The sequence below is a fragment of the Pseudomonas sp. yb_9 genome (genome assembly GCF_043103635.1).
Taxonomy (GTDB): domain Bacteria; phylum Pseudomonadota; class Gammaproteobacteria; order Pseudomonadales; family Pseudomonadaceae; genus Aquipseudomonas; species Aquipseudomonas monteilii.
Genome location: NZ_JBICKA010000067.1, coordinates 84,357 through 104,921 on the forward strand (window position 1 = coordinate 84,357; position 20,565 = coordinate 104,921).

The window sequence follows — 20,565 nt, forward strand, 5'->3', positions numbered from 1 at the left end:
AAGCCCGTGCCATCCTCCGCGGCGCCTGCTTCGCGGGCAAGCCGGCTCCCACAACGACCGCGTCAGACTTCAGGCTGACTCGCCTTCCACCCTGTCTCGCCCAGCCTGCTTGGCTGCATACACCCCCGCATCCGCCCGTAGCAACAGGGCATCGGCGCCCTCCCCCGGCCGCCATCCCGCCACACCAAAACTGGCCGTCACCTTGCCCACGCCGTCCACCGGCACATTGCGCAGCCCATGCCACAACTCAAGTGCCAGCAGCCGCGCCTGCTCGGCATCACTGCCCGGGCACAGCACCATGAATTCCTCTCCGCCCAACCGGCAGAACACATCGGTGCGCCGCAAGCGCTGGCCGATACGCTGGCACAGGCTGCGCAGCACACGGTCGCCGACGGCATGGCCGAAGCGGTCGTTGATGTGCTTGAAGTGATCGATATCGAGCATGATCACGGCCAGCGTCAAGCCATCACGCTGAGCCTGCTCCAGTTCGACCTTGAGCCGTTCCTGGAAGTAGCGGCGGTTATGAATGCCGGTCAGTGAATCGGTCACCGACAGCGCCCGCAACTCTTCCTCCACACCCTTGAGGTCCGAGATGTCCGTCAGGTAGCCATGCCACAAGGTACAGCCGTGCTCACCCACCTCCGGCGTCGCTTCGCCACGCACCCAGCGCAGGCCGGCACGTGGCAGGCACACCCGGTATTCCTCGCGCCAGGGTGCCTGGTGCTCGGCCGAGTAACGTACCGAACAGCGCACGCGCTCCAGGTCATCGGGGTGGATACGCTCGAACACCACCGAAGCATCTTCGCGCAACTGCTGCAGGTCCACTTCGTAGATGTCGTAAAGGCCTTTGCTGGCGTAGGGAAAACACGAATGACCATCGGCATCCAGGCGATACTGATAAATACCGCCCGGCACCTCGGCACTGAGCTTTTCCAGCAGCCGGTCGCGCGCCGCCAGTGCCTCGTGTACCCGACGCCGCTCGGTGACATCGATGCAGATGGCCAGGTAGCCAACCCACAGGCCCTGTTCATCAAGCATGGCCGTGACCAGCATGTTGGCCACCAACTGGCTGCCATCGGCGCGTAGCAAGGTCCACTCACCCGGCTCGGCGCCTCGCTCGTAAACGGTTTCTGCAAACAGCGCCTGTCCACCGGCAATGTGCCGGCCAAAACGCTGGCTGAGCGCATGCGCACGCTGGTTCAATTCGTCCGGCAGCACCAGGTCCTCCAGGCGCAACTGGCCGATGGCCTGGTTGGCCGGATAACCCAGCATACGCTCGGCCCCCGTGTTGAATGTGCTGACTTCGCCCTTGAGGTTGGTGGCAATAATGGCCACCTGGGTCGCGGCCTCCAATATACTGCGCAACTGATTATGGGTGCCGCGTAAGGACTGCTCGCTGACCCGCAACTCGGCGGTACGCTGCTCGACCAGGGCCAGGGCACGCTGGCGCTGGCTGAACAGGCTGTAGAGCAAGGCACTGAGCAGCAGGCTCAACAACCCGCCCAGCAGGCCGACCGCCAGTACCGCCGATGAGCGGTTGGCCCGCACGAACGCCTGGCTGGGCAGGATGCTCAGCTGGAAGTGGTGGTCTGCCAGGTGCAGCAGCTGGTTGCTGCTCAGCGACAAAGGGGCGACCTGGTTCTGCGAGTCGTACAACACTTGTGGCTCTTGCAACCCGGACGGGTCGACGATACGCACCACCAGGTTGTCATCCGCTACCACAGGGCGCCCATCGCTGACCATCTCGCGCATGCTCAACAACGCCACCACATACCCCACTGCAGCACCATGCGGGTTGGCATCGGAAAACACGGGGGCTACCAGTACCAGGCCGCGCGCATACGAAGGAATATCGTACATGGCCAAGGGCTCGGACACCGCCATGCTGCCAGGCCCGAGCGCCCGCGCCAGGGCAGCATGGGGCTCACCCTGGCCGGCAAGATCCAGCCCATAGGGCAGCCCGGGCATTTCACCGGATTGGGTATACAACACAGGGAAGTAATGGTCGCGCAGCGGCGCGGGGTGCCACTGCCCTTGCGCATCCTGGTCACGGATCACATAGCCCGGGCCGGAATGCTCGCGGGCATGCTGCTCGAACTCGGCACGCTGCGCGGCTTCCACACGCGGCGCCCAGGCGTAGGCCAAGGTACGCTGCAGCAACGGCCGGGCGTAACCGTCAAATTCGCGTGGTGTCACTTCGTTGGAAAAGCTGAAGAACCGCCGCAGGCCATCCAGGCGCTGCTGTTGTTCATCAAAACGCTCGGCAATACGGCTATAGCGTTCGCTGGCCAGCAACTCGAAGCGCTGGCGCAACTGCTGCTTGTAAAACGCCTGCGCGGCCAGTGCCAAGGCGGCCGTCAACAGACCGCCCGCCACCAAGGCCACCAGCGCCACCGCCCACGCGGACACCGTCTCTGTGCACAGGCCAGATAACCGCGCACGCACGCCACACTTTGACATACACCCATCTCGTCACGTCAGCGTCCTGCGGATTATCTCGCCCTGCCCACATTTATAGCTATTGGCCATTAGCCGCGCAATGTACCTCGTCGGTTCAGCGCAGCTGCAGGCGCCAGGCCCGGTGAATCCGATTGTTACGGGCGAAGTCCGGGTCCAGGGTCTGGGCGGTGATTTCCTCCACCGCATAACGCGCCATCAGGTGCTCGTCCAGCTGGAACTTGCGGAAGTTGTTGGAGAAGTACAACACACCGCCCGGTGCCAGACGGGCCATGGCCAGGTCCAGCAGTTGAACGTGGTCACGCTGCACGTCGAACACGCCTTCCATGCGCTTGGAGTTGGAGAAGGTGGGCGGGTCGATGAAAATCAGGTCGTAGCTGTCGCGGTTACCCTCCAGCCAAGCCATCACATCACCCTGCTCCAGGCGGTTGCGCTCAGAGAAGCCATTAAGCGCCAGGTTGCGCCGCGCCCAGTCCAGGTAGGTTTTCGACAGGTCGACGCTGGTGGTGCTGCGCGCGCCGCCCTTGGCCGCATGCACGGTGGCGGTGGCGGTGTAGCAGAACAGGTTGAGGAAGCGCTTGTCGGCAGCCTCACGCTGGATGCGCATGCGCATTGGGCGATGGTCGAGGAACAGCCCGGTGTCGAGGTAGTCGGTGAGGTTGACCAGCAGCTTGACGCCACCTTCGTTCACCTCCTGGAAACGGCCCTCGGTCGCCTGGCGCTCGTACTGGCGGGTGCCGCTCTGGCGCTCGCGGCGCTTGAGCACTACGCGCTGCGGCGAAATGCCCAGCGCCTGCGGGATGGCTGCCAACGCATCGAGCAGGCGTGCCTGGGCCTTGTCCGGGTCGATCGAGCGTGGCGCGGCATACTCCTGCACATGTACCCAGTCATGGTACAGGTCAACAGCCAACGCGTACTCGGGCATGTCGGCATCGTACAGGCGGTAGCAGTCGACCTGTTCGCGGCGAGCCCATTTGCCCAGCTGTTTGAGGTTTTTCTGCAACCGGTTGGCAAACATCTGCGCGCCTTCCGAAAGGCGTGCCGGTTCGCTGGCAACGGCGGGTTGCTGTCGGGTTTGCACGCCCTCAGGTTGTGCTTCGCGACGCTCGCCGGTGACGAACTGGTCAGGCTGCACCTTGAACAGCAGCAGCTTGCACGGCAAGGCGCCGTTCCAGAACGCGTACTGTTTGTGGCTGCGAATGCCCATGCGCTTGCCCAGCTGCGGCGCACCGGTGAACACCGCTGCCTCCCAGCCCATGCAGGCCTGGCGCAGGCGCTCGCCGAGGTTCTGGTAGAGGTACAGCAAGCTGGCTTCATCACCCAGACGCTCGCCGTAGGGCGGGTTGCTGATGACCAGGCCTTTCTGGTTCTGGTCCGGGCGCGGCTCGAAGGTGCTGACTTCGCCCTGGTAGATTTTCACCCAGTCGCCCAGGCCGGCACGCTCGACGTTGTTGCGGCCCGGCTGGATCAGCCGCGGGTCGGCCTCGTAGCCACGGATCCACAGCGGCGGCTTGGCCAGGCCGGCCTGTGCACGCGCCTGCGCTTCGTCATGCACCTTGCGCCACAGTGCCGGCACATGGCCCAACCAGGCACTGAAGCCCCAGCGCTCACGCTTGAGGTTGGGCGCAATGTCGGCGGCGATCATCGCGGCCTCGACCAGGAAGGTACCCACACCGCACATCGGGTCGGCCAACGCGCCACCTTCGGCGGCAATGCGCGGCCAGCCGGAGCGGATCAACACCGCAGCCGCCAGGTTTTCCTTCAGCGGCGCAGCGCCTTGCTGCAGGCGGTAGCCACGCTGGTGCAAGCTGTGGCCGGACAGGTCGAGGGAGAGAATGGCCTCGCCACGGTCCAGGCGCAGGTGCACGCGCACGTCGGGGTCGATCTTTTCCACCGACGGGCGCAGGCCTTCGCGGTTGCGCAACTTGTCGACGATCGCGTCCTTGACCTTCAGCGCACCAAAGTGAGTGTTGTCGATGCCCGAGCCATGGCCACTGAACTCCACCGCCAGGGTGCCATCGGCGGCCAGGTGGTCGGCCCAGTCGACCGCGTGTACGCCATCGTAAAGGTCGTCGGCGTTCTTCATGGAGAAGCGCTTGAGCACCAGCAACACCCGGTTGGCCAGGCGTGACCAGACACACAGGCGGTAGGCGGTTTCCATGTCGGCGGCGCCGCGAATGGCCGAGGTGTGCTCACGCACTTCGTCCAGGCCAAGGCCTTTGGCCTCTTCGGCAAGCAGGCCTTCAAGGCCTTTGGGGCAGGTGAGGTAGAGTTCGAAACGGTCCGACATGAGTATTCCAGAGCCTTGGGCTATTGACTGACGAGGCAACGCATCACCCCGCGATGTTTGCCCGCAGGCCTTTCCAGCAGGCGTGCGGGTGGCCCTTCCTGGCACATGAGCGTGCCGCGAAAGGCCAGGCCACCTGACCGATCTGCACTCGGCCCGGTGGCCAAGACAGCTTAGATCATCAGGCAGTATGAAAAATTCTGGCGATAACCGGGGCGATGTGACCCTTCGTCGCATTTCAAATTATTTCTGTCATCCGCAAGCAACGCTGGCGAAATGACGTCAATGTTCAGCAAACCCCGATCACTGCGGGCTCAACGCCAAACAAGGTTGAGTCGCATTTATTTACTTATCCCCTCACCCTAGGAAAGGTTACGTGCTTATGACAAATCGATCATTCACACCGTGACTCGCATTCGATAGAACTGGTCTCAGGCCGCTTCGCAACGAGGCGGCACCTTCAGCCCGCCACGCCGGCAGCGGGCGCACACCGGCAGAAAGACTCTGCCCGGCCTCGGAGAGGCCGACGGGACATTACAGTCAACAAGTGAGGGCAACACCCTATGAGAAGACTTAAGCGTGATCCGTTGGAAAGAGCATATTCACGTGGCTACCAATACGGGGTCACCGGCAAATCCCGCGAACTTTGCCCCTTCAATCTTCCTTCTGTTCGCCAAGCCTGGATCAACGGCTGGCGCGAAGGTCGCGGTGATAACTGGGACGGAATGACTGGCACCGCTGGCATCCATAGACTCAACGAAAATCACGCCGTTGGCTGAACGAGGACACTGAATTCGAGTCACCATGCGCGCCCTATCCGGGCGGCGGGCTGCGGCCCAGGGGCCCCTTGACGGGGCCCTTTTTTATGCCTGCCGTTTAACCGCGCGGTAGTGCCGCAATGGCATCGACCGCTTCACGAATCAACGCTGGCCCCTTGTAGATGAAGCCCGAGTATATCTGTACCAGGCTCGCACCGGCAGCGATCTTCTCGGCAGCGTGACGGCCTTCGGTAATGCCACCCGCGGCAATGATCGGCAACTTGCCGCCCAGCTCGCCTGCCAGCACCTTGACAATGTGGGTGCTCTTTTCCAGCACCGGCGCGCCCGACAGGCCACCCGCCTCGCCGCCATACGGCAGCCCCTCGACACCTTCACGGCCCAGCGTGGTGTTGGTAGCGATCACCGCATCCATGCCCGACGCCATCAGCGCGGCAGCCACCAACGCCGTTTCTTCGTCGCTCATGTCCGGGGCGATCTTGATGGCCAGCGGTACACGCTTGCCATGGGTAGCCGCCAGTTGCTCGCGGCGTTCGGCCAGGGCATCGAGCAACTGCTTGAGCGAATCGCCGAACTGCAGGCTGCGCAGGCCCGGGGTATTCGGCGAGCTGACGTTGACGGTGATGTAGCTGGCGGCGGTGTACACCTTGTCCAGGCAGATCAGGTAGTCATCCACGGCGCGCTCGACCGGGGTGTCGAAGTTCTTGCCGATGTTGATGCCCAGCACACCGTTGTAACGCGACGCCTGCACGCGGCCAAGCAGGTGATCGACGCCCAGGTTGTTGAAGCCCATGCGGTTGATGATGGCCGTCGCTTCCGGCAGGCGGAACAGCCGCGGCTTGGGGTTGCCCGGTTGTGGACGCGGGGTGACGGTGCCGATTTCGACAAAGCCGAAGCCCAGCTGGGCAAAGCCGTCGATGGCCGCACCGTTCTTGTCCAGGCCTGCGGCCAGGCCCACCGGATTGGCGAAGTTCAAGCCCATGACCGAAACCGGCAATGCCGCTGGCTGCTTGCACAGCATGCCATTGAGGCCAAGACGGCCACCGGCACCGATCAGGTCCAGGGACAGGTCGTGGGAAGTTTCCGGGGAAAGCTTGAACAGCAGCTGGCGGGCCAGGGTATACATGGGCGGGAAGGCTCGGGGTGAGTGAGGGGGCGATTATAGCCAGCCTGGGGCTGGCAGGACAGCAAATCGTGGGGCCGCTACGCGCCCCGGCCACCCTTGGCACATCGGTTGCACCGGTTTGGCCCACAGCCTTATCCGTACAGGCGAGGAACCTTGTGAACACTGTACCCCGAGCAACGCCCCTGGCCTGGGTCAATGGCAGTGACGCGCCGGAAAAGCCCAGCCTGAACATCGGCTATATGGCACTGACCGACTGCGCCTCGGTGGTGGTCGCCGCCACCCAGGGCTTCGCCCAGCAATACGGCCTTACCCTCAACCTCAAGCGCCAAGGCTCCTGGGCCGGGCTGCGCGACAAGCTGGTCAGCGGCGAGCTGGATGCCGCACACTGCCTGTATGGCCTGGTCTACGCCGTGCACCTAGGCATCGGTGGCGTACCCGCCAGCGACATGGTGGTGCTCATGGGCCTGAACCAGAACGCCCAGGCCATCAACCTCTCCCCGGCCTTGCAGCGCAAAGGTGTGACCAACCCTGAAGCATTGGCGCGCCTGGTGCACCAGCACGGCGCACGCCTGACCTTCGCCCAGACCTTCCCCACCGGCACCCACGCCATGTGGCTGTATTACTGGCTTGCCAGCCAGGGCATCCACCCACTGCGCGACGTGGACAGCGTCGTGGTGCCGCCGGCCCAGATGGCCGCGCATATCCAGGCGGGGCGCATCGACGGTTTCTGCGTGGGTGAGCCTTGGGCCGCCGATGCTGTGGCCAAGGGCCAGGGCTTTACCCTGGCCACCAGCCAGTCGATATGGCCAGACCATCCGGAAAAGGTGCTGGCGTGTGCTCGTGCCTTCGCCGAACACTACCCCAACAGCGCCCGCGCGCTCATCAAGGCGATCCTCGCCGCCAGCCGGTTCATCGAACAAAGCCCCGAAAACCGCCGCAGCACTGCGCAACTGCTTAGCGGCAATGCCTACCTGGACACCCCGCTGGACAGCATCGAGCCCCGCCTGCTCGGCCACTATCAGGATGGCCTGGGCAACCAGTGGCAAGACCCGCACGCCCTGCGCCTGTTCGACCAGGGCCGAGCCAACCTGCCGTACCTGTCCGACGGCATGTGGTTCATGACCCAGTTCCGCCGCTGGGGCCTGTTGCACGAAGACCCCGACTATCTCGGTGTGGCGCGGCAGGTTCAGCAGTTGGCGCTGTACAGCGAGGCGGCGCAAAGCCTGGGCATCGCGTGCCCCGAACAGCCGATGCGCAACAGCCTGCTGATCGATGGCACCCGCTGGGACGGCAGCGATCCTTATGGCTATGCCCGCAGCTTCAGCCTGCATGCCCTGGGCGACCTGCCCGATGCCCGCGTCGGCGCGTGAGGGGGGACAACCATGTTGCGCATTCTGCTGATCGACGACACCCAGAACAAACTCGGCCGCCTCAACGCGGCGTTGATCGAGGCCGGCTTCGAGGTTACCGAAGCCCCAGGCCTGACCATCGACCTGCCCGCCTGCGTCGAAACGGTGCGCCCGGATGTGGTGCTGATCGATACCGACTCACCGGACCGCGACGTGATGGAACAGGTGGTGCTGGTCAGCCGCGACCAGCCGCGCCCCATCGTGTTGTTCACCGACGAGCACGACCCTGGCGTGATGCGCCAGGCGATCCAGGCAGGCGTCAGTGCCTACATCGTCGAAGGTATCCATGCTGCCCGGCTGCAGCCGATTCTGGATGTGGCCATGGCCCGCTTTGAAAGTGACCAGGCGCTTAGGGCGCAGCTGCTGGCGCGCGACCAGCAGCTGGCCGAGCGCAAGCGTATCGAGCAGGCCAAGGGTTTGCTGATGAAGATGAAGGACTGCAACGAAGAACAGGCCTACACCCTGATGCGCCGCCAGGCCATGAGCCGGCAGCAGAAGCTGATCCAGGTGGCGGAGCAGATCATTGCCATGCACGAAATGCTGGGCTGATGTGCTTGCCTTGACGCTTTCAGCGCCTTGTAGATCGAGCGCCGCCCGCGCGGCGCATCGCGAGCTGCGCTCGCTCCTACGTTTGTTTCAGGCCAATTATGCCTGTGGGATTTGCGCGCGAACGCCTTGGGCGCGTCGCTCGATATGGTGTCGTAAAAACAAGACGGACGCGCGCGCCTGCCACAGGCGTTACTGGCCCAAAACAAACGTAGGAGCGAGCGCAGCTCGCGATGCGCCGCGCGAGCGGCGCTCGATCTCACAGGCGCTGAAAATATAAAGACAGGCCAATACTTGGCCCATCTCTTGCTGAACAAACATCACCGGTAGCCAACGGCGGTTGCCCCACTTAAATCCCGACAAAGACGTCGCTCTCCCCTCCACGACCGTGGAGCGGGTGGCGGCGTCTTTTTCGTTCCGTTGCATTGCCGAGTGAGGTGTTCGATGAGTACCAGCTTCTGGAAATCTGGGCATGTGCCCACGCTGTTCGCCGCGTTCCTGTACTTCGACCTCAGCTTCATGGTCTGGTACCTGCTGGGCCCGCTGGCGGTGCAGATTGCCGCCGACTTGCAACTGAGTGCGCAGCAACGGGGCCTGATGGTGGCCACGCCGATCCTGGCCGGGGCGATCCTGCGCTTCGCCATGGGCGTGCTGGTTGACCGCCTGTCACCCAAAACAGCCGGGCTGATCGGCCAGGTGGTCGTCATCGTCGCCTTGGCGTGCGCCTGGCACCTGGGTGTGCACAGCTACGAACAGGCCCTGCTACTGGGCGTGTTCCTCGGCTTTGCCGGTGCGTCGTTTGCCGTGTCGTTGCCGCTGGCTTCACAGTGGTACCCGCCGCAGCATCAGGGCAAGGCCATGGGCATCGCCGGTGCCGGCAACTCCGGCACGGTGTTCGCTGCCCTGCTGGCCCCGGCGCTGGCTGCCGGCTTTGGCTGGAACAATGTGTTCGGCTTCGCGCTAATTCCGTTGTCGCTGGCGCTGGTGGTGTTCGCCCTGCTGGCGCGAAATGCGCCACAACGCCCCAAGCCAAAAGCGATGGCCGACTACCTCAAGGCCCTCGGCGACCGTGACAGCTGGTGGTTCATGTTCTTCTACAGCGTCACCTTTGGCGGCTTCATCGGCCTGGCCAGCGCCCTGCCCGGCTACTTCAGCGACCAGTACGGCCTGAGCCCGGTCACCGCCGGCTACTACACCGCCGCCTGCGTATTCGCCGGCAGCCTGATGCGCCCGCTCGGCGGTGCCCTGGCCGACCGCTTCGGCGGTATCCGCACCCTGTTGGGCATGTACAGCGTGGCAGCCATCTGCATTGCGGCAGTCGGTTTCAACCTGCCGTCCGCAGCCGCCGCACTGGCACTGTTCGTAAGCGCCATGCTCGGCCTGGGCGCCGGCAATGGTGCGGTATTCCAGTTGGTACCACAGCGCTTCCGCCAGGAGATCGGCGTGATGACCGGGCTGATCGGCATGGCCGGCGGTATCGGTGGTTTCCTGCTAGCAGCCGGGCTTGGCACCATCAAGCAGCACACCGGTGACTACCAGTTGGGGTTGTGGCTGTTCGCCAGCCTGGGCCTGCTGGCCTGGTTCGGCCTGCATGGCGTGAAACAACGCTGGCGCACCACCTGGGGCTCTGCAGCCGTTACCGCTGCACGGGTCTGAGTGACACCCATGAGCCTGCAACTGAAGTTCGCCCACGCCAGCGCCACCGGGCCCCGCGAGGAAAACCAGGATGCCCTGCGCCTGGTCACCCCGGCGCCGGAGCTGGCCGCCAGCAAGGGCTACCTGTTCGCCCTCGCCGACGGCGTCAGCCAATGCGCCGATGGTGGCCTGGCCGCACGGGCCAGCTTGCAGGCACTGGCCTTGGATTACTACGCCACCCCCGCCACCTGGAGCGTTGCCCAGGCCCTGGACCGCCTGTTGCTGGCTCAGAACCGCTGGCTGCGCGCCCAAGGCAGCGGACAGCCGTTGTTGACCACACTCAGCGCACTGGTGTTACGTGGCCGGCGCTTCACCTTGGCCCATGTGGGTGATTGCCGGGTTTACCGCTGGTACGCCGGGCGCCTGCAGTGCCTGAGCGAAGACCATGTGTGGGACCAGCCGGGCATGCAGCATGTACTAAAACGCGCACTGGGCCTGGACCAGCACCTGCTGGTGGATTACCTAGAGGGCGAGCTGCAGCCAGGCGAGTGCTTCCTGCTGCTCAGCGACGGGGTTTGGGCCAGCCTGGGCGACCAACACATCCAGGCCGTGCTGCGCGATCAGACCGACTTGCAACTGGCCGTCGACACACTGGTTGCCAGCGCGCACCTCAATGGCAGCCAGGACAATGCCAGTGCCCTGCTGGTGCACGTCGAACAGCTGGGCACCGCCAACCTGGGCGATACTTTGGCGCAGTTACAGCAGTGGCCGGTGCCCGGCGCGCTGCGAACAGGCCAAGTAATCGATGACTGGCAGGCCGACTGCCTGCTTTCACAAAGCCGCCAGTCGCTGCTATACCGGGTGCGCGACAGCCAAGGCCGACCTTGGCTTCTCAAGACCCTGCCTGCCGAACGCGAACAAGAGCCCGGTGCTACGCAAGCGCTGTTGCTCGAAGAGTGGTTCCTGCGCCGAGTTGCAGGCCGCCACTTCCCCGAGTTGCATGCGGCCAGCCAGCGGCAACACCTGTACTACGTGATGCGCGAGTACCCCGGCCAAAGCCTTGCAACCCTGCTGGCCGAGCACGGCCCGCTGCCCCTGCCGCAGTGGCTGGAGATGGCCCGGCAACTGCTGCAGGCGGTTGGCGTGTTGCACCGGCGCAACCTGCTGCACCGCGACATCAAGCCAGACAACCTGCACCTGGGCAGCGATGGCCAACTGCGCCTGCTGGATTTCGGCCTGGCCTATTGCCCCGGCCTTTGCGAAGACGCGCCGCACGACGTACCCGGCACGCCCTCGTACATCGCCCCGGAAGCGTTCGACGGCCAACCACCCAGCCCGCGCCAGGACTTGTATGCCGTGGGCGTGACGCTGTATCACCTGCTGACCGGGCACTACCCGTATGGCGAGGTGGAAGCCTTTCAGCGCCCGCGCTTCGGTCAGCCGGTCAACGCTGCACGCTACCGCCCCGACTTGCCGGAATGGCTGCAGCACAACCTGCAGCAGGCGGTGGCGGCCGATCCAGCGCAGCGCTTCGAAACAGCCGAACACTGGTTGTTGCTGCTTGAGCGTGGCGACCGCCAAGAGCTGCCTGACAGGCCACGCCCCTTGCTGGAACGCGAGCCGTTGAAGGTATGGCGCACCCTGGCCCTGCTGTCGTTGCTACTCAACCTGATCCTGCTGCTTGGCCTGCTCAAAGGCTGAGCGCACCCTGCCAACGAGGAATACCCGATGAATGCAAAAGTCTGGCTGGTAGGCGCCGGCCCTGGCGACCCTGAACTGCTCACCCTCAAGGCCGTGCGTGCCTTGCAGCAAGCGGCAGTGGTAATGATCGACGACCTGGTCAACCCGGCAGTGCTGGATCATTGCCCGCAGGCCCGGGTGATTGCCGTGGGCAAGCGTGGCGGCTGCCGCTCCGTGGTTGGTGAACAGCAGGCTCAGGACCTGGTCGCAATCGCCGGATGATTTATTGCCTGTGCCGGCCTCTTCGCGGGTAAACCCGCGAAAGGGCCGGCACAGGTAACACAAAACCCAGGTAAAGAAAAACCCGGCCGAGGCCGGGTTTTTCATGAAACATCAGGCCAATTACTTGGACTGAGCTTCTACCTGAGCTTCAACGCGACGGTTGATAGCACGGCCTTCTTCGGTGGCGTTGTCAGCAACCGGACGGGTTTCGCCGTAGCCTACCGAGTCAACACGGCTGGATTCTACGCCGTACTGCTGGGTCAGCACTTGCTTGACAGCGTTGGCACGACGCTCGGACAGCTTCTGGTTGTAAGCGTCTGGACCCACGGAGTCAGTGTGACCTTCAACCACGGTGGTGGTTTGTGGGTACTGCTTCATGAAGTCAGCCAGGTTTTTGATGTCGCCGTAGCTGTTTGGCTTGACGACCGACTTGTCGAAGTCGAACTTCACGTCCAGCTCAACACGAACGACTTCGGCAACAGCCGGGCAGCCGTCGGCGTCAACGGTAACGTTGGCCGGGGTGTCTGGGCACTTGTCGACGTTGTCGCAAACGCCGTCGTTGTCGGAGTCGGAGCAGACTTCAGCAACTGGAGCCGGAGCGGCTGCGGCTTGCTTCGGGCTACCGCCGAAGTTCAGGCCAACACCAACGCTTGGAGCCCACTCGGTGTCGCCCTGGTCGATGTTGTACTGAGCTTCTACGCCGGCACGGGCGTAGAACATGTCGGTGATGTACCACTTGGCGCCAGCGCCAACGTTGGCGAAGGTGGAGTGGTCACGACCGCCACGGCCGGTCTGGCCCAGCGACTGGTGCGAGAAACCAGCGGAAACGTACGGACGGATAGCGTCGTACGGGTTGTTGAAGTGGTAAACGGCGTCCAGGGCGGTGTTCGAGCCCTTGATGTTCTTGCCGTCTTCGCCACGAGCGTTGTGTACTTCGTCGTAGCCCAGACGCAGTTCAACGTCGTCGGTCAGGAAGTAACCGATCGAGCCGCCGAACAGGTTGCCGTCGTTCTTGAAGTCGCGCTGGCTGTCGAAGAATTCTTTCTTGTAGAAAACTTCGGTCTCGACGGCGCCTTGACCTTGTGCCATAGCGCCAATCGAAGTGGCGGCTACGAGCGAACCAATGGCCAAGCCCAAGGTGTTTTTCAATTTCATCCGTTAAATCCCCATCTGGTGATAGTTAAGCAGTCCCACCACAAACACGGGGGACAACTCGACGGCAAGTCTAGCAGAACTCGCCGATTCGTTAGAGATATTTGCACGCCACTAAGTTTCATCGAGGCCGGCAAATTTCTCCCGAAGCTTGTCTAGCGCGCGCTTGTAGCGCATTTTCGTCGCGCTCAGGCCCATGTGCATGATGTCGGCAATTTCCTGAAATTCCAGCTCTGCGACAAAACGAAGCACCAGAATTTCCCGGTCAATCGGGTTCACATGCACCAGCCATTTGTCCAACCCGCCTTTTTCTTCCGGCTTCGGGGCCTTGTCTTCGGACGCCTCTTCGACAGGGTCCAGACTCAAGGCATCCATCAACCGGCGTTTACGGCGCTCCTTGCGGTACTGGGTAATGCACTCGTTGTAGGTGATGCTGTAGAGCCAGGTCTTGAACTTGGATTTACCTTCGAAGTTCTTCAGGCCGTACAGCACTTTCAGCATCACTTCCTGACAGACATCGTCCGCGTCCCGGTCGTTCCCCAGATAACGCGCACAGACGTTGAACAGGGTCCGTTGGTAGCGCCGCATGAGCTCTTCATAGGCGCGGGTAACGTGGTACAGCTCCTCATGCGAACGCGCCACCAACTCTTCGTCGGTGAGCTCGCGGGGGTCATAACGCATGGGCGGCGAATGAACTTTATTCAAAACGGATCTGGCCGACAGTCAGGTCAATGTCGCCGCGCGACCCCGTGGGTCGAATTTCGCGGCGGCATACATTAACAGCTTTTGTGCGGTTAGCGGCTATTGACACGCTGCTCGAGCAACTCGCGGTTGGACAGCGACACCAGGTCGCCATCATCGGTCAGCAGCGTTGTCTTGACCGTGCCGATTTCCTCGATGTGCCCTTCAACCTCTCCAATCCGCACCTGCTGGCCGACCTGATACAGCTCGCGCACGTAAATGCCGGCCAGGATCTGCCCGGCGATTTCGCGGCTGCCAAGGCCCATGGCCAAGGCAACGGCCAGACCAACGGTAATCAGCCCGATGACGATAACGTGGTTCAGCAGGTCGGTTTTCACCTCCAGCTGGCTGATGGCCACCGAGATGCTGATGATGATCACCAGGCCCTGGGTAATGCGCCCAAGCCCTGCCGAGTATTCCAGGCCGATGCCTTCGGCAGCGCCGCGCACCAGGCCATTGGCAACCTGTGCCAGCAGCACGCCGGCCAGCAGCACCAAGGCCGCGCCGAACACCTTGGGCAGGTACAGGGCAAGCATGTCGAGGGTGGCCGACACCCGCTCCAGGCCCAGCGACTCGGCGGCCGAGACCAGGAAGATGAGCAGCACGAACCAGTAGACGATCTTGCCGATCAGGGTCGAGATCGGCACCTGAATGCCGACCCGGCCAAGCATCTTGGTGAGGCCGGTGCCGGCCATCAGGCGGTCCAGGCCAAACTTGGCCAGCAGCTTGGACAGCAGTGTGTCGAGCAGCTTGGCCACCACGAAACCGAGCAGCACCACGACCAGCGCGCCGAACAGGTTGGGGATGAAGTTCGCTACCTTGGTCCAAAGGGCAGTCATTGCGGTGACCAGGCTCTGGGTCCAGAGATCGAGTTCCATATTCAATCGGCCTTATCTGCTTTGCTGCCGGTGGCAGCGTTGCGGGAAGAGTGTCGACGCACCGGCGCGACATGCGCCGAGCCATTATTGACGGCGATGAGCAGCGCCTGGCTCCAGCGGCCAAGCAGGCTGAACAGATCACCCGCGCCAACCTGGCGGTTGGCGGTTTTCAGTACGCGACCCAGGCAAGCGGCGTCGTCCCGGTCGTCCCGGTCATTGCCGGAGGGTGACGCCTTGAGCAGGTCGCGCAGGGATTCTTCAAACGGATCGTGCATGGGCACCTCGCGCAGTGTCAGCAAGAGACGAGATGGCCGGGCAATGGGTCACACATCCCATTGGTACGAATGTTTCAAAATGCACACCTAAACCCATCGCAACCGCCGGAACAGCCACCACTGCCCCACCGCCAGCCCCAGCACGACGATGCAGGCGAACAGAAAGCCCAACGGGTTATCCGCCCCCGGAATACCGCCGACATTGATGCCCAGCAGCCCGGTGATGAAGCTCATGGGCAAAAAGATGCAGGTGATGATGCCAAAACGGTACATGGTGCGGTTCATCCGCTCGCTGCGCCGCCGGTCTTCGCTTTCCAGCACCAGCGCAGCGCGCTCGCGGGTCAGCTCCAGCTCTTCGAGGTAGCGGATCAGGCTGTTATTGAGCTCGTTCCAGTAATCGGCGTCGGCATTGGCGAACCAGCTCCATTTGCTGCGCGACAGCTGGGCGTAGATTTCCCGTTGCGGAGCAAGAAAACGGCGCAGGCCGGCGGCACGACGGCGGATCTGCTGCAGGCTGCCATGCTCAGGGGTATACCGCTCGTCGGTTTCGACCTTTTCTTCTTCCAAGTCGACCAGTTCGGCCAGGTCACTCACCAGGCCCTGAACCTTTTCAGTCAGCAGTTCGCCCATCAACAGCAACAGTTCGGAGGCCGATTTCGGCCCCCTGCCCTGCTCCAGTTGCTGGAGAATTTCGTCACTGGCACGCAACGGCCTGAGGCGCAACGAGATAACCCGCTGTGCCTCGGCGAAAATACGTACCGAAACCATGTCTTCAGGTTCGGCACCCGGGTTGAGGTTGACCCCGCGCAGGAACAGCAGCAGCTGTTCGTCTGCCATGGGCAGCAGGCGCGGCCGGGTGTTTTCCTCCAGCAGCAGCTCGCAGGCGAACTCGCTCAGGCCACTGTCGTGCAGCAGCCAGGTACGGGTTTGCGGATGGCTGCGGTCCCAGTGCAGCCACAGGCTCTGCTCCGGTTGCAGTTGCAAGCTGTCCAGTTCGGTACGGGCAATCGAGCGCGCGCCACCTTTACCATCGAGCACCAGGGCATGCACCAGCCCCCACTGCGCGTTGTCTTCCTCGAACATCAAAGCTCCATCAGCGCGTGGGGCGCATCACTCCGGCATTTTCAGCGGGCTTGGCGAAACCAGTACGCCATTGTTGTCGGCATACACGTACTCGCCCGGGCGGAAGGTAACGCCGGCGAAGGTCACCACCACATTGAGGTCACCGATACCACGCTTGTCGGTTTTCATCGGGTGGCTGGCCAGGGCCTGCACGCCGACGTCGGTCTGGATCAGCACATCGACGTCACGCACGCAGCCATAGATCACCAGGCCTTCCCAACCGTTTTTGGCGGCTTTTTCCGCAAGCATGTCGCCCAGCAGCGCACGGCGCAGCGAACCACCACCATCGACCACCAGGACCTTGCCCTTGCCGTCGAGTTCGACTTGCTCCTTGACCAGCGAGTTGTCCTCGAAGCACTTGATGGTGACGATCTGGCCGCCGAACGAATCGCGGCCACCAAAATTGCTGAACATGGGTTCCAGCACGTGTACCAAGTCGGGGTAGGCGTCACACAGGTCGGGCGTTACGTAATGCTGCATGGGAAGCTCCTGTCAGTCACAACGAAAGCGGGTATCGGCCAAGGCTACACCTTGGAGACGGTCGCAGTCACCAAGGACCAAGCGGTCATCTTTAGCCTGTACTGGCTTCTTCGCGGGCAAGCCCGCTCTCACAGCGGTATCACAAGGCTTAAGTGCTGTGAAATCCCTGTGGGAGCGGGCTTGCCCGCGAAGAGGCCGGCCCAGGCAATGCAAGATCAACTGACTGGCAAAGGTTCCTGAGACACTGTGGATTCATGCACCGGCAGCAATGGATCACGCAACCAGCGCTCCACCAACGGCCATACCTGCGCCTGCGCAGCCTTGCTCACCAGCATGTCGACATGCCCAAACGCATCAAAACCTTCCTCACGCCCCAGCCGCAGGAACTGCTTGCGCTCGCCCCCCAACTGCTCGAACAGCTTGCGGCAGGCCCACACCGGGTCCTGGAAGTCCCCCGCACCGGCCACCGCCAGCAGCGGCACATCCACCTCTGCCAGCCCCGCCCACCAGTCGTGCTGCTTGTCGCCAAAGCGCCCGAACAGGCCATGCCAGCGCATGCTTTCCAGCGCCAGGCCAATCGGCTCGTCTTCCGGCCCACGTTTGAAGCGTGGCCCGGAAATCTGCCCCCAGCGCTTGAGCACCAGCTTCGCCCCCCACACCAGCGGTGGCACCTTCAAAGGCCAGTAGACACGGCTGATCTGGGTGCCGAACAGCGCCACGCTGGCCACCTGTTCGGCAGCCAGGAAACCACCCCCAAGCGCCGCCACCAGCGTGGTGCCGCCCAAGGAATGGCCAACCCAGTGCGGCGCCTGGCCCGACTGCTCGCGTACGAACGCGGCAATCAGTGGCAGGTCATCACGGGCATAGGCTGCAACGGTGTTGTGCCGCCAGGCATGGTTGCGTGGCGACAGCCCGTGACCGCGCATTTCCGGGATCCACACATCGAAACCGGCACGGGCGAGGTAGGCGCCCAAGCCAATACCTTTGGGCGAATACCAGAAACGCCGGTTGGAAAAACTGCCGTGCAGGAGAATGACCGGCACGCCCTGGGCACGGCCATGGTCGGCCAGCCCCAGGCGGGTGATGGCCAGCTCGACGCTAGGGTCCGGGCCGTTGCCGGCCTTGATCCGGTACACGTCTTCGCTGAGGTCGCCGCGGCGCTCGGCACTGAGCAGGGCCACGGGGAATAGAGTGCTGCTGCTTTGCATAGGTTGCTTGGTGCACAAAAAAGGGCGGGATCCATTGCTGGAACTCGCCCTGGAAAAAACCAGGCGGGGGTACGCCAGACGTCCCCCCGCGTTTTACTGCATCAGGCCGCGCCTTGGCCTTCGGCCAGGAAGAACCAGGTTTCGAGTACCGAGTCCGGGTTCAGCGACACGCTTTCGATGCCCTGCTCCATCAGCCACTTGGCCAGGTCCGGGTGGTCCGATGGGCCCTGGCCGCAGATGCCGATGTACTTGCCGGCCTTGTTGCACGCGGCGATGGCATTGGCCAGCAGCTTCTTGACGGCAGGGTTACGCTCGTCGAACAGGTGGGCGATGATGCCCGAGTCGCGGTCCAGGCCCAGGGTCAGCTGGGTCAGGTCGTTGGAGCCGATCGAGAAGCCATCGAAGTACTCCAGGAACTCTTCGGCCAGAATGGCGTTGGACGGCAGCTCGCACATCATGATCACGCGCAGGCCGTTGTCGCCACGGGCCAGGCCGTTTTCGGCAAGCAGGTCGACCACTTGGCTGGCTTCGCCCAGGGTACGCACGAACGGCACCATGATCTCGACGTTGGTCAGGCCCATTTCGTTGCGCACGCGCTTGAGCGCACGGCACTCGAGCTCGAAGCAGTCACGGAACGATTCGCTGATGTAACGCGAAGCGCCACGGAAGCCCAGCATCGGGTTTTCTTCTTCCGGCTCGTACAGCTTGCCGCCGATCAGGTTGGCGTACTCGTTGGACTTGAAGTCCGACAGGCGCACGATGACCTTTTTCGGGTAGAAGGCTGCCGCCAGGGTGCTGATGCCTTCGACCAGTTTCTCGACGTAGAAGCCGACCGGGTCGTTGTAACCGGCAATGCGCTTGTCGACGCTCTCTTTCAGGTCGGCAGGCAGGCCGGCATAGTTCAGCAGCGCCTTGGGGTGCACACCGATCATGCGATTGATGATGAACTCCAGGCGCGCCAGGCCGACACCGGCGTTGGGCAGCTGGGCGAAGTCGAAGGCGCGGTCCGGGTTGCCGACGTTCATCATGATCTTGAACGGCAGCTCCGGCATGGCATCGACGGAGTTCTGCTTGACGTCAAAGCCCAGCTCGCCTTCGAAGATGAAGCCGGTATCGCCTTCGGCGCAGGACACAGTCACGCCCTGGCCGTCTTTGAGCACCTGGGTGGCATTGCCGCAACCGACCACGGCCGGGATACCCAGCTCGCGGGCGATGATCGCCGCGTGGCAGGTACGGCCGCCGCGGTTGGTCACGATGGCGCTCGCGCGCTTCATCACCGGTTCCCAGTCCGGGTCGGTCATGTCGGAAACCAGCACGTCACCCGGCTGGACCTTGTCCATTTCCGAAACGTCGTTGATCACGCGCACTTTGCCGGCGCCGATGCGCTGGCCGATGGCACGGCCTTCGACCAGTACGGTGCCTTTTTCTTTCAGCAGGTAGCGTTCCATGACGTTGGCGCTGGAACGGCTTTTCACGGTCTCAGGGCGGGCCTGGACAATGTACAGCTTGCCGTCGTCACCGTCCTTGGCCCACTCGATGTCCATCGGGCGCTGGTAGTGCTGCTCGATGATCATGGCCTGTTTGGCCAGCTCGCTGACCTCGGCATCACTCAGGCAGAAGCGTGCGCGCTCGGCGCGGTCCACTTCCACGGTCTTGACCGAACGGCCAGCCTTGGCTTCTTCGCCGTAGACCATCTTGATGGCCTTGCTGCCCAGGTTGCGGCGCAGGATGGCCGGGCGGCCGGCCTGCAGGGTGTTCTTGTGCACGTAGAATTCGTCAGGGTTGACCGCACCCTGCACCACGGTTTCGCCCAGGCCGTAGGCGCCCGTGATGAACACCACGTCGCGGAAGCCCGACTCGGTGTCGAGGGTGAACATGACGCCGGCGGTGCCGGTTTCGGAGCGGACCATGCGCTGCACGCCAGCCGACAGGGCCACCAGCTTGTGGTCGAAGCCCTGGTGCACGCGGTAGGCGATGGCGCGGTCGTTGAACAGCGAGGCGAACACTTCCTTGGCCGCGCGGATCACGTTGTCAACGCCGCGGATGTTGAGGAAGGTTTCCTGCTGGCCTGCGAACGAGGCGTCTGGCAGGTCTTCGGCAGTGGCTGAAGAGCGCACGGCAACCGCCATGTTGTCGTTGCCGGCAGCCATCGCGGCGAATGCGGTTCGGATTTCCGAATCCAGACGCGGCGGGAACTCGGCTTCCATGACCCACTGGCGAATCTGCGCGCCGGTCTTGGTCAGGGCATTGATGTCATCCACGTCCAGCGCGTCGAGCGCGGCATGGATCCGGTCGTTGAGACCACTCTGTTCGAGAAAATCGCGGTACGCCTGCGCCGTAGTGGCAAAGCCGCCCGGCACCGATACACCAGCACCGGCAAGGTTGCTGATCATCTCGCCCAGGGATGCGTTCTTGCCCCCCACATGCTCCACATCATGGACGCCGAGCTTATCGAGGGAAACTACGTACTCTACCAAGGTGATCTCTCCACTAACTGTGTTGGAAAAGCTC

At 63.1% G+C, this 20,565-nt stretch carries 16 protein-coding genes and 1 pseudogene; 6 read left to right on the forward strand and 11 right to left on the reverse strand.

The genetic code is table 11. The features are described 5' to 3' along the window. Positions 1 to 69: 69 nt before the first annotated feature. Positions 70 to 2,460: a diguanylate cyclase gene (locus ACF8MI_RS18695; RefSeq protein ID WP_060498845.1), complete on the reverse strand. Its 2,391-nt coding sequence runs from the start codon at positions 2,458 to 2,460 to the stop codon at positions 70 to 72. 94 nt (positions 2,461 to 2,554) lie between these two features. Then, positions 2,555 to 4,747 (reverse strand): bifunctional 23S rRNA (guanine(2069)-N(7))-methyltransferase RlmK/23S rRNA (guanine(2445)-N(2))-methyltransferase RlmL, encoded by a 2,193-nt coding sequence (gene rlmKL / locus ACF8MI_RS18700; protein ID WP_200929208.1) that lies wholly within the window; start codon positions 4,745 to 4,747, stop codon positions 2,555 to 2,557. Between the two features lie 560 nt (positions 4,748 to 5,307). On the opposite strand from rlmKL, the gene rmf reads away from it, so the two are divergent. Continuing rightward, the gene (rmf, locus tag ACF8MI_RS18705) at positions 5,308 to 5,523 is read left to right on the forward strand and encodes a ribosome modulation factor (protein WP_003248687.1); all 216 of its coding nucleotides are present in this window, start codon (positions 5,308 to 5,310) and stop codon (positions 5,521 to 5,523) included. Between the two features lie 97 nt (positions 5,524 to 5,620). On the opposite strand, the gene ACF8MI_RS18710 is transcribed toward rmf, so the two are convergent. Continuing rightward, a complete protein-coding gene (locus tag ACF8MI_RS18710; protein WP_060498843.1) occupies positions 5,621 to 6,646 on the reverse strand; it encodes a quinone-dependent dihydroorotate dehydrogenase in 1,026 nt (341 codons plus the stop codon). A 155-nt stretch (positions 6,647 to 6,801) separates the two neighbouring features. On the opposite strand from ACF8MI_RS18710, the gene ACF8MI_RS18715 reads away from it, so the two are divergent. From ACF8MI_RS18715 to ACF8MI_RS18735, 5 genes and pseudogenes are all read left to right on the forward strand, one after another. Continuing rightward, complete coding sequence (locus ACF8MI_RS18715) at positions 6,802 to 8,016, forward strand: CmpA/NrtA family ABC transporter substrate-binding protein (RefSeq protein WP_200929207.1); 1,215 nt, start codon at positions 6,802 to 6,804, stop codon at positions 8,014 to 8,016. 12 nt (positions 8,017 to 8,028) lie between these two features. Beyond that, positions 8,029 to 8,604: an ANTAR domain-containing response regulator gene (locus tag ACF8MI_RS18720; RefSeq protein ID WP_060498841.1), complete on the forward strand. Its 576-nt coding sequence runs from the start codon at positions 8,029 to 8,031 to the stop codon at positions 8,602 to 8,604. Positions 8,605 to 9,045: 441 nt separating this feature from the next. Further along, the gene (locus tag ACF8MI_RS18725) at positions 9,046 to 10,257 is read left to right on the forward strand and encodes a NarK/NasA family nitrate transporter (protein ID WP_060498840.1); all 1,212 of its coding nucleotides are present in this window, start codon (positions 9,046 to 9,048) and stop codon (positions 10,255 to 10,257) included. Positions 10,258 to 10,266: 9 nt separating this feature from the next. Next, entirely contained in the window at positions 10,267 to 11,937 is a 1,671-nt protein-coding gene (locus ACF8MI_RS18730; protein ID WP_060498839.1) for a bifunctional protein-serine/threonine kinase/phosphatase, read from the forward strand. A gap of 27 nt (positions 11,938 to 11,964) precedes the next feature. Beyond that, a pseudogene (locus ACF8MI_RS18735) lies at positions 11,965 to 12,150 on the forward strand (SAM-dependent methyltransferase); the annotation flags it as partial. Between the two features lie 168 nt (positions 12,151 to 12,318). On the opposite strand, the gene ACF8MI_RS18740 reads toward ACF8MI_RS18735, so the two are convergent. The 8 genes from ACF8MI_RS18740 to ppsA form a co-directional block, all read right to left on the reverse strand. Further along, a complete protein-coding gene (locus tag ACF8MI_RS18740; RefSeq protein ID WP_016714850.1) occupies positions 12,319 to 13,353 on the reverse strand; it encodes an OmpA family protein in 1,035 nt (344 codons plus the stop codon). Between the two features lie 111 nt (positions 13,354 to 13,464). Beyond that, positions 13,465 to 14,031 carry an RNA polymerase sigma factor SigX gene (gene sigX / locus ACF8MI_RS18745; RefSeq protein WP_003248665.1) on the reverse strand — a complete coding sequence of 189 codons (567 nt, stop codon included), beginning with the start codon at positions 14,029 to 14,031 and terminating at the stop codon, positions 13,465 to 13,467. A 113-nt stretch (positions 14,032 to 14,144) separates the two neighbouring features. Beyond that, the gene (locus ACF8MI_RS18750; protein WP_060498837.1) at positions 14,145 to 14,969 is read right to left on the reverse strand and encodes a mechanosensitive ion channel domain-containing protein; all 825 of its coding nucleotides are present in this window, start codon (positions 14,967 to 14,969) and stop codon (positions 14,145 to 14,147) included. Between the two features lie 2 nt (positions 14,970 to 14,971). Beyond that, positions 14,972 to 15,244 (reverse strand): hypothetical protein, encoded by a 273-nt coding sequence (locus ACF8MI_RS18755; RefSeq protein ID WP_014591816.1) that lies wholly within the window; start codon positions 15,242 to 15,244, stop codon positions 14,972 to 14,974. Between the two features lie 87 nt (positions 15,245 to 15,331). Continuing rightward, entirely contained in the window at positions 15,332 to 16,327 is a 996-nt protein-coding gene (locus tag ACF8MI_RS18760; protein WP_016714848.1) for a zinc transporter ZntB, read from the reverse strand. Positions 16,328 to 16,354: 27 nt separating this feature from the next. Then, positions 16,355 to 16,846 carry a ribonuclease E activity regulator RraA gene (gene rraA / locus ACF8MI_RS18765; RefSeq protein ID WP_016714847.1) on the reverse strand — a complete coding sequence of 164 codons (492 nt, stop codon included), beginning with the start codon at positions 16,844 to 16,846 and terminating at the stop codon, positions 16,355 to 16,357. A 215-nt stretch (positions 16,847 to 17,061) separates the two neighbouring features. Next, entirely contained in the window at positions 17,062 to 18,054 is a 993-nt protein-coding gene (locus ACF8MI_RS18770; RefSeq protein ID WP_104835264.1) for an alpha/beta fold hydrolase, read from the reverse strand. A 101-nt stretch (positions 18,055 to 18,155) separates the two neighbouring features. Then, the gene (gene ppsA, locus ACF8MI_RS18775) at positions 18,156 to 20,531 is read right to left on the reverse strand and encodes a phosphoenolpyruvate synthase (RefSeq protein WP_104835265.1); all 2,376 of its coding nucleotides are present in this window, start codon (positions 20,529 to 20,531) and stop codon (positions 18,156 to 18,158) included. Positions 20,532 to 20,565 lie beyond the last annotated feature (34 nt).

What these genes read in the sequence shown, in the direction of transcription:
- ACF8MI_RS18695 (WP_060498845.1), bottom strand. Translation starts at nt 2,460, where the DNA reads ATGTCAAAGTGTGGCGTGCGTGCGCGGTTATCTGGCCTGTGCACAGAG.
- rlmKL (WP_200929208.1), bottom strand. Translation starts at nt 4,747, where the DNA reads ATGTCGGACCGTTTCGAACTCTACCTCACCTGCCCCAAAGGCCTTGAA.
- rmf (WP_003248687.1), top strand. Translation starts at nt 5,308, where the DNA reads ATGAGAAGACTTAAGCGTGATCCGTTGGAAAGAGCATATTCACGTGGC.
- ACF8MI_RS18710 (WP_060498843.1), bottom strand. Translation starts at nt 6,646, where the DNA reads ATGTATACCCTGGCCCGCCAGCTGCTGTTCAAGCTTTCCCCGGAAACT.
- ACF8MI_RS18720 (WP_060498841.1), top strand. Translation starts at nt 8,029, where the DNA reads ATGTTGCGCATTCTGCTGATCGACGACACCCAGAACAAACTCGGCCGC.
- ACF8MI_RS18725 (WP_060498840.1), top strand. Translation starts at nt 9,046, where the DNA reads ATGAGTACCAGCTTCTGGAAATCTGGGCATGTGCCCACGCTGTTCGCC.
- ACF8MI_RS18730 (WP_060498839.1), top strand. Translation starts at nt 10,267, where the DNA reads ATGAGCCTGCAACTGAAGTTCGCCCACGCCAGCGCCACCGGGCCCCGC.
- ACF8MI_RS18740 (WP_016714850.1), bottom strand. Translation starts at nt 13,353, where the DNA reads ATGAAATTGAAAAACACCTTGGGCTTGGCCATTGGTTCGCTCGTAGCC.
- sigX (WP_003248665.1), bottom strand. Translation starts at nt 14,031, where the DNA reads ATGCGTTATGACCCCCGCGAGCTCACCGACGAAGAGTTGGTGGCGCGT.
- ACF8MI_RS18750 (WP_060498837.1), bottom strand. Translation starts at nt 14,969, where the DNA reads ATGGAACTCGATCTCTGGACCCAGAGCCTGGTCACCGCAATGACTGCC.
- ACF8MI_RS18755 (WP_014591816.1), bottom strand. Translation starts at nt 15,244, where the DNA reads ATGCACGATCCGTTTGAAGAATCCCTGCGCGACCTGCTCAAGGCGTCA.
- ACF8MI_RS18760 (WP_016714848.1), bottom strand. Translation starts at nt 16,327, where the DNA reads ATGTTCGAGGAAGACAACGCGCAGTGGGGGCTGGTGCATGCCCTGGTG.
- rraA (WP_016714847.1), bottom strand. Translation starts at nt 16,846, where the DNA reads ATGCAGCATTACGTAACGCCCGACCTGTGTGACGCCTACCCCGACTTG.
- ACF8MI_RS18770 (WP_104835264.1), bottom strand. Translation starts at nt 18,054, where the DNA reads ATGCAAAGCAGCAGCACTCTATTCCCCGTGGCCCTGCTCAGTGCCGAG.